This window comes from Moorena sp. SIO1G6, from assembly GCF_010672795.1.
Taxonomy (GTDB): domain Bacteria; phylum Cyanobacteriota; class Cyanobacteriia; order Cyanobacteriales; family Coleofasciculaceae; genus Moorena; species Moorena producens.
Map to the genome: position 1 here is coordinate 1 of NZ_JAAHFZ010000204.1, position 1,032 is coordinate 1,032.

The 1,032-nt window shown below is 44.0% G+C and carries 1 protein-coding gene; it reads right to left on the reverse strand.

Annotated elements, in window-relative coordinates:
- Window positions 1-122 precede the first annotated feature (122 nt).
- The coding region (locus F6K63_RS37030) for a zinc ribbon domain-containing protein (RefSeq protein WP_287315035.1) at window positions 123-1,032 on the reverse strand (910 nt) is incomplete at its 5' end.

Consider the following 1,032-nt stretch of genomic DNA (forward strand, 5'->3'; position numbering starts at 1 on the left):
GGGATACTCTTAAACCGTAATTAATCGGGATAATCCCGGATAAGACGGTCAAGGTGCATTTTATTGTGGTCTAAGTGAGGGGTGGTCATCGGCAATTGGAGTTAAGCCTGCCACCCATCTATTTAGACGTTCCTGGCATCCCGACCAGGAGTTCCTTGAAAGCCCGAGCAAAGCTCATGTTTACAATCAAGCAATCCAAGCTCAATTGCATCAAGCAAACTCAGTCCCATCCCTTCCAAGAAACGCGCGGTACGACGCAACAACACTGCCTGCACCTCGGTCTTACTCATGTACCGAGTAATGTCCTGATCCGTACCTCTGCTAAGGACATTTTTGGCAGCATTGTGGTCAGCCTGTAACACGACCCCATTAAACCTGGTGAAACTGTCCCCGCTCCTTTTCCCTAATAGGGTTCCAGTCACGGAGTCAATTTGCGACGTGTAACTAGGTTGAACTTCTGTAACAACCGACCCAGTCCAATTAGCCCACTTCTGTAAGGAGTCCCGCATTTGACCCTTCATCCAACTATTAAGCTTACGGGACATGGCCTTGGACTGACGTTTATTTTTTATTGGTTGTGTTAAATCTTCCGCAAAAACTTTCAACGATTCACCATTAAAAAGAGATTTAGAAGCGGCTCCTATAATGGCTTTAAGTTCCGATTGATTTTGTCTGTAGCGTTTATTTTCTGTCTTTCGACTAAGATTGTTTTTCAGTATTCGAGCAGATCTAGATGGATTTAGTTCCTCTAGCTTTCTATGAAGTGCCCATAGTTTCCCTCTATTGCGATTCTTGGCACATATTCTATCTGATTTCTTGGTAGTTTCTTTCCCTAGTCCCTTCCCATGGGCGTGACCATCCGAATCATAGAAAGCTTCGGTGTATCCCTTGTCTACTCCTACACTCTTGAGTTCAGATGGTATTTCTACGGTTCCATGGTCTACTAGAAAATGAATCTCAAATCTTGGCAAAACGTGATTATGTATCAACCGAATCTGTCCTTTCAGTTTTCGGTTAGATCTAACGATTACC